We start from the raw sequence: 6143 nt of genomic DNA, 5'->3' as shown, positions 1-6143 counted from the left end.
ACAAAGGCGATGACGGGCATTGGCCGCTCGCGGATCGGGAAGCTCGGAAAACATCGGCAGCACTCCAAAACAAGACACCAACCGAATCCGCAACACCAATCAACGCAACCTCAAATCTCATATGCGATTCCCCTGCCCCGGTGGGGGAGAAGCAGGAGCCCCCGCCTACGCCTCTTCCAGCACTTTCACATCCTTCATCGGACGCGCCGTGACGCAGATGCGCGGACGCTCGCCCTCGGTCTTGGTGACCAGGAGGCGTTCGACCTGGCTGTCATCGTGGAAGACCACGCCGGTCAGCGCGTCCAGCACGGCCTTGGCGACATTGTCGACATCGTGGGTGGGGCTGTCCGGCGTGCGCTGGATCTCGATCACGACCTCGTAGGGCCCCCATTTCGGGCGCGCGCGTTTGAATTCGAGGCGGAAGAACTCCCCGATCAGCGCCTTGAAACGCCGCGACTGCGTGGTCAGTGCGTCCACGCGCAAATTGAGCTCGTCGCCAGACATCAAGGCCTGAACCTTCCCTCTACCGACCCAGTTTTGCGCCTGCCCGCCGCGGGCACCCGATCTGCGGCCTTGCGCATCGCCATCTTGATCGTTCATCTGCCGGTGATACACGTTCCCCCGGATCACAGCCATATTCCTCCCGCACAATGCGGCCTGCAAGGAGCCTCCCCTGATGAGCGAGATGCGTACCGAGACCGACAGCTTCGGCCCCCTGGAAGTCCCGTCGACAAAACTCTTCGGCGCCCAGACCGCGCGTTCGCTGATCAACTTCCCGATCGGCACGGAAACCATGCCCAAGCCGCTGATCCGTGCGCTGGGCATCGTCAAGCGCTCGGCCGCCCTCGCCAACAAGCGCCTGGACAATATCGAACCGGAATTCGCAGACGCCATTGCGCAGGCTGCGCTGGAAGTCGCCGAAGGCAAGCTGGACGACCATTTCCCCTTGTCTGTCTGGCAGACCGGCTCGGGCACCCAGTCCAACATGAACACGAATGAGGTCGTCTCGAACCGCGCCATCCAGATCCTGGGCGGCACGGTCGGCTCGAAGGATCCGATCCACCCGAACGATCACGTCAACCGTGCCCAGAGCTCGAACGACACCTTCCCGACGGCCATGCATATCGCCGCCGCCGAGGAGATCGTGCACAGCCTGGTGCCCGCCCTGCAGACGCTGCACAACGCACTCAACGACAAGTCGAACGCGTTCAAGGACATCATCAAGATCGGCCGCACCCACACCCAGGACGCCACGCCGCTGACCCTGGGCCAGGAATTCTCCGGCTATGTCGCGATGGTGAAGAATTCGATCCGCCGCGTGGAGGCGACGCTGCCGGCGCTGCTCGAGCTTGCCCAGGGCGGCACGGCCGTTGGTACGGGGCTGAACACCAAGAAGGGGTTCGCCGAGGCCTTCGCCGACGAAGTCGCGGCCTTCACCAAGCTGAAATTCGTCACCGCGCCCAACAAGTTCGAGGCCCTGGCCACCAAGGACGCGCTGGTCGAGGCCCATGGCGCCCTCAACTCGGTCGCCGTCTCCCTGTTCAAGATCGCCAATGACATCCGCTTCCTGGGCTCCGGCCCGCGTTCAGGCCTGGGCGAGATCGCCCTGCCGGAGAACGAGCCGGGCTCGTCGATCATGCCGGGCAAGGTGAACCCGACCCAGTGCGAGGCGATGACGATGGTCTGCGCCCAGGTGATGGGCAATAACACGACGGTCAGCTTTGCCGGCAGCCAAGGCCATTTCGAGCTGAACGTGTTCAAGCCGGTCATCATCTACAATGTGCTGCAGTCGATCCGCCTCTTGGCCGACGCCGCCAACACCTTCACCGACAAGTGCGTCACCGGCATCCAGGCCCGCGAAGACAATATCCGGGCGCTGATGGAGCGCTCGCTGATGCTGGTCACCGCGCTCAATTCGACCATCGGCTATGACAACGCCACCATCGTCGCCAAGACCGCCCACAAGAACGGCACCACGCTGCGCGAGGAAGCCGTCAAGCTGGGCTTCGTGACGGAAGAACAGTTCGACGCCATCGTGCGCCCGGAAAACATGCTGGGGCCGAAGGACTAGGCTGCAAGGCGTCTGCCATGACCAAGCCCGTCAATCTCCGCCAGTATCGCAAGCGCAAGCAGCGCGAGGACAAGGCCGCGGCCGCCGAGGCGAACCGTGTGAAGCACGGCACGCCGAAAGCGGTCTCGGACCTGGCGAAAGCGCGGGCGGAGATGGCGGCGAAGACGCTGGACGGGCACAGGCGGGACGAGGCGGACGAAGCGGGCGGGGAATAGTGCTTTCTTCCCCACATTGTGGGAACTGGGCCGATGCATTTTTCCCGGCCGGAGGTCCTGCGCAAGCAGGACGCAGGGCCGGGATCAACGGGCTTGCACCCCGTCCCGTCGGTCCCGGATAGCGCTTCGCGCGTCCGGGAAAAAGAGGGGTTTAGGGAGGAAACCTTCAGAACGGCGAGTTCAGCACCGGCACGCGGCCGTGCTTGCGGCGGTATTCGTTGATCAGGCGCTGGGCCTCTTCCGCATCGGCGCGGGATTCCAGGAACATCATCGCCGTGGGGATGGCAGGCTGTCGCTCGGCGGCGGGTTCGAGCTCGCGGGCGAAGGCGCGCCGGAGCGAGCGGGCCGGTCCGATCTTCAGCACCGAGGAAATGTCCCGCTCGTCGCGAAGCAGCACGTAGACGCCCGGTACATCGGGGACCATCTCCGTATTGAAACGCGACAGGGCGACCGGCTTGTGCCAGCGCTTCATTCCGGCTTCTCCCGCAAGGCGTAGCGTCACGCCTCCAAATTGATCCTGCCAAATTTGCCCGATCCGGTAATCAGGAAATTAACGCTGCTGCACAAGGTATCAACCGGTCGAGAGCGCGAGAATGCGGCTGATCTCGCTCTGGCTCCTGCCGCTCTCTTCCGACCAGGCCGTAATCGCCGCCTGCGTTTTCGCGATGGCCGCTTTCGACGTCGGCGGCTTGTCGACGACACCCTCTCTCACCAGCGCCGCGCCGACATCCCTGGGCAGGATCCAGGCGTCCCAGCCGGAAAAGCGCAGGAAATACTGCGCCGTCATGCCCGACAGGCGCGAGCCGCGCTTTTTCAGCACCTCCAGCAGGCCCGGCTGATCGCCGGCCGGCCAGTTGGCGATGAAGCGGCCGAACCCGCCATGCTCCTGTGAAACATCGGCGACGAAGCCGGCATTGTGGACGGTGGCGAGAATCTTCTGGCCGTTGCGCACGATACGCTCGTCCGAGGCCAGCCGGGCCACATCATCGTCGGAGTAGAAGCTGACCTTCACCGGGTCGAACCCGTCGAAGGCCGCCTCGAAACCGGGCCATTTTGCCTCGATCACCTTCCACACGAAACCCGCCTGGAAGACGCAGCGCGTCATCGTCGACAGCCAGCGATCGTCCGGGATATCCGCGATTTCCTGTGCCGTGCGAAGGTCGCCATGGGCCGCCAGGCGCGCGTCCAGATCGGGATGGTGCATCCGGGCCATCGCCTCGATCTCGCTGAAGTTTTTCATGCCATGCCTCCCCTGATCATTGAGATATGGCACCGTTTTCGCCGCGCGCAACTTATCCCCGCCCCTCCCGGCCCGGCCTAGGCTGGATGGAAACGGGAGACGGACATGCCAGAACTCAACCGCACCGCCCTTCACGCCGTGGCGTCGCCGCGCCCGCAGAGCGCCACCATCATCGCCGCCATCTGGCCGCACCTGCCCGGCGCGCTTGCCGCCGCCGCGATCGACACGCCCCTGCGGCAGGCGCATTTTCTCGCCCAGATCGCCCATGAGAGCGACGGCTTCGCGACCCTCACCGAATATGCCAGCGGACGTGCCTATGAGGGGCGGGCCGATCTGGGCAATACCCGGCCCGGCGACGGGGTGCGCTACAAGGGGCGCGGCCTGATCCAGCTGACCGGCCGCGCCAATTACCGCCGAATGGGCCGCCGGCTGGGTATCGGTCTGGAGGCTGAACCCCGGCGCGCCGCGGATCCGGATATCGCCGTGCGCACGGCCTGTGCCTACTGGCAGGACCGGCAGCTGAACACCCATGCCGATCGCGACGATCTGGTCGCCATCACCTTTGCCGTCAATGGCGGGCTCAACGGTCTTGCCGACCGGCGCGCGCGGCTTGCCCGTCTGCGCGCTGCGATGGGCGGCGATCCCGGCTGGACCCGGGCGCCGCGGCCTGTCCTGCAGCGCGGTGCGCGCGGTCCGGCTGTCGCCAGCCTGCAATACGCGCTGCGGCAGGCGGGCTGCGATGTGCGGATCGATGGCGATTTCGGTCCCGCGACGGAACGTGCGCTACGCCGTTTCCAGACGCAGACCGGACTGGCGGCCGACGGGATTGCCGGACCGGCGGTCTGGGCGGCGCTTCTGAGGCGGCCCATGCTTGCCAGCGCGCACGCGCCGGGCGACAAACCGGACATGCCGCTTGTCAAACGCTCGCTTTCCCTCGCCGGTCACCGCACCAGCCTGTCGCTCGAACCGGAATTCTGGGACGAGATCGACAGGGCCATTGCCGAGGACGGCCGCTCGCTGGCCGGGCTTGTCGCCGAGATCGACGAGGCGCGCGGCGAGGATCCGCTGGCCTCGTCCATGCGGGTCTGGGTGCTCGAGCGCCTGCGCGCCGGGCGTTGACCGGATTCAGTGGCTGCGGGCCAGCCAGGTCCCGACATCCGGATTGCTGTCGTCGAACAGGACCGGTTCCTGCGAACAATCCCAGCCCGGCGCCAGCCGGTCAGCCGCCTCGCGGGCGATGAGATTGGCATCGCGCAGGGCCGAGGCGTCGACATGAGCGACGGCGCAGGCCGTTTCCGGACCGTGCGGGTCGAGCGTGGTGACGATCAGCGTGTTGGGCTCTTCCAGCCCGCCGGACACTTCCAGCATTTCCGGCGGATTATAGTGGATGTAGCGGTGGATGGTGGCGAAGGCCGCGCCATCGCGCAGCCGCCATTCGACGACATCGTTGAAACCACCGAACAGGCCGCGCATGGGCGGTGCGATGAAGTCCGACATCGTCCCGCCGGCACGGGCGTAGGCGATTGCCGCCCCGTGCTCGCCCGCCGCGATCCGGAACGACCAGCCATCATGACCGGCGCACCGGATCTCGACTCCAGGCTCGTCGGGCAATTGCCGCTCGGTGCAAGTCTCGTCGATGCGCGTATAGGTGCTGTCGATAGACTGGGCCTTGGCAACGCCCGCCAGCGAGACCGTCAGCAATACGGGCAGCGCGGCCGCAATCATGATCCGTGTGGGCATTCCGCTCTCCCCCTGCAGGTGCCGCAGCCTAGCGCGCCTGCAGGGAGAGGCAAGCGGACCGGCTAGCCGGCCATGGCCGGCTCGGCGACGCGAACCCGCAGCTTGACGAAATGCTCGTCCCAGCCCGCATCGTGGCCGCACAGCTGTTCGAAGACATCGACGGGCGCGCCCTCGAAACCGTCATGGACCAGCTTGACCAGCGTGCCCGAGGCAACCTCGCTCAGCGTCCATTCCACCCGCGTCAGATGCTCACCGAGCCATTTGTGGGTGAAAGTGTAGACCAGCCGGGCCGGCGCCTGGGCCTCGACCACCTCGCCCCACATGCACCGCTCGGGCTCCTCGACACTCTTGAGGAAGATGTAGGGGCCGGGCCGGTCCAGCAACCGGTCGACGGGGTGGAACCAGCGCGCCAGATTGTCCTGGCCGGTGAGGAAGTCCCAGACCCGCTCGCGCGGCGCCTTGAGGAACAAAGATTTCTCGATGCGTGGCTCAGCCATGCTCTTTCTCCACTTCTTCTTTCAGTTTGCTCAGCTTGTCGTCCCAGAAGGCGTCGAAGCGGGAGACCCAGTCGGCGACCTGCTGCAGGGGGGCGGCGTTGAGCCGGTTGAACCGCTCGCGTCCGCGCGCCTCGACGCTGATCAGCCCGCCATCCGAAAGCACTTTGAGATGCTTGGCGACGGCCGGACGGGTCATGTCGAACCGCTCCGCCACATCCCCGACGGTCATCGCGCCTTCGGAGAGAAGCGCGAGAATTTCCCGCCGTGTCGGGTCGGCGATTGCCCTGAAGATATCCGGTCTGTCCATGCGGGGCCTCCATATGAAACCATCTGGTTTCTTTTATATGGAACCGAACGGTTTCATGTCAAGCACTGTCGCG

The 6143-nt window shown here is 65.6% G+C and carries 9 protein-coding genes; 3 read left to right on the top strand and 6 right to left on the bottom strand.

Going from position 1 to position 6143, the window contains the following annotated elements; all coding sequences use genetic code 11:
• Positions 1–165 precede the first annotated feature (165 nt).
• Positions 166–504: a RusA family crossover junction endodeoxyribonuclease gene (locus ABJO18_RS00800; RefSeq protein ID WP_348515685.1), complete on the bottom strand. Its 339-nt coding sequence runs from the start codon at positions 502–504 to the stop codon at positions 166–168.
• A 172-nt stretch (positions 505–676) separates the two neighbouring features.
• Between ABJO18_RS00800 and fumC the strand changes: the two genes are divergently transcribed.
• Both fumC and ABJO18_RS00790 read left to right on the top strand, forming a co-directional pair.
• Positions 677–2071: a class II fumarate hydratase gene (gene fumC, locus ABJO18_RS00795; protein WP_348515684.1), complete on the top strand. Its 1395-nt coding sequence runs from the start codon at positions 677–679 to the stop codon at positions 2069–2071.
• Positions 2072–2088: 17 nt separating this feature from the next.
• Entirely contained in the window at positions 2089–2286 is a 198-nt protein-coding gene (locus ABJO18_RS00790) for a DUF4169 family protein (protein WP_348515683.1), read from the top strand.
• Positions 2287–2452: 166 nt separating this feature from the next.
• Here ABJO18_RS00790 and ABJO18_RS00785 read toward each other — a convergent pair whose 3' ends face one another.
• Positions 2453–2758 (bottom strand): hypothetical protein, encoded by a 306-nt coding sequence (locus ABJO18_RS00785; protein WP_348507876.1) that lies wholly within the window; start codon positions 2756–2758, stop codon positions 2453–2455.
• Positions 2759–2857: 99 nt separating this feature from the next.
• Positions 2858–3526 carry a DNA-3-methyladenine glycosylase I gene (locus tag ABJO18_RS00780; protein WP_348507877.1) on the bottom strand — a complete coding sequence of 223 codons (669 nt, stop codon included), beginning with the start codon at positions 3524–3526 and terminating at the stop codon, positions 2858–2860.
• Between the two features lie 105 nt (positions 3527–3631).
• Between ABJO18_RS00780 and ABJO18_RS00775 the strand changes: the two genes are divergently transcribed.
• Positions 3632–4645, top strand: coding sequence for a ribbon-helix-helix domain-containing protein (locus ABJO18_RS00775; RefSeq protein WP_348507878.1), 1014 nt, complete (start codon positions 3632–3634; stop codon positions 4643–4645).
• Positions 4646–4651: 6 nt separating this feature from the next.
• On the opposite strand, the gene ABJO18_RS00770 is transcribed toward ABJO18_RS00775, so the two are convergent.
• The 3 genes from ABJO18_RS00770 to ABJO18_RS00760 form a co-directional block, all read right to left on the bottom strand.
• Positions 4652–5266 carry a hypothetical protein gene (locus ABJO18_RS00770; protein WP_348515682.1) on the bottom strand — a complete coding sequence of 205 codons (615 nt, stop codon included), beginning with the start codon at positions 5264–5266 and terminating at the stop codon, positions 4652–4654.
• 62 nt (positions 5267–5328) lie between these two features.
• Complete coding sequence (locus ABJO18_RS00765) at positions 5329–5763, bottom strand: SRPBCC domain-containing protein (protein WP_348508354.1); 435 nt, start codon at positions 5761–5763, stop codon at positions 5329–5331.
• Positions 5756–6070 (bottom strand): metalloregulator ArsR/SmtB family transcription factor, encoded by a 315-nt coding sequence (locus ABJO18_RS00760; protein WP_348508353.1) that lies wholly within the window; start codon positions 6068–6070, stop codon positions 5756–5758. The genes ABJO18_RS00765 and ABJO18_RS00760 overlap by 8 nt, the downstream gene beginning before the upstream one ends.
• Between the last annotated feature and the right edge of the window lie 73 nt (positions 6071–6143).

This window comes from Maricaulis sp., assembly GCF_039978735.1.
In the GTDB taxonomy this organism is placed as follows: Bacteria; Pseudomonadota; Alphaproteobacteria; order Caulobacterales; family Maricaulaceae; genus Maricaulis.
Note: the sequence above shows the minus strand (reverse complement) of the source record. Positions and strands in the feature narration are given on the sequence as shown.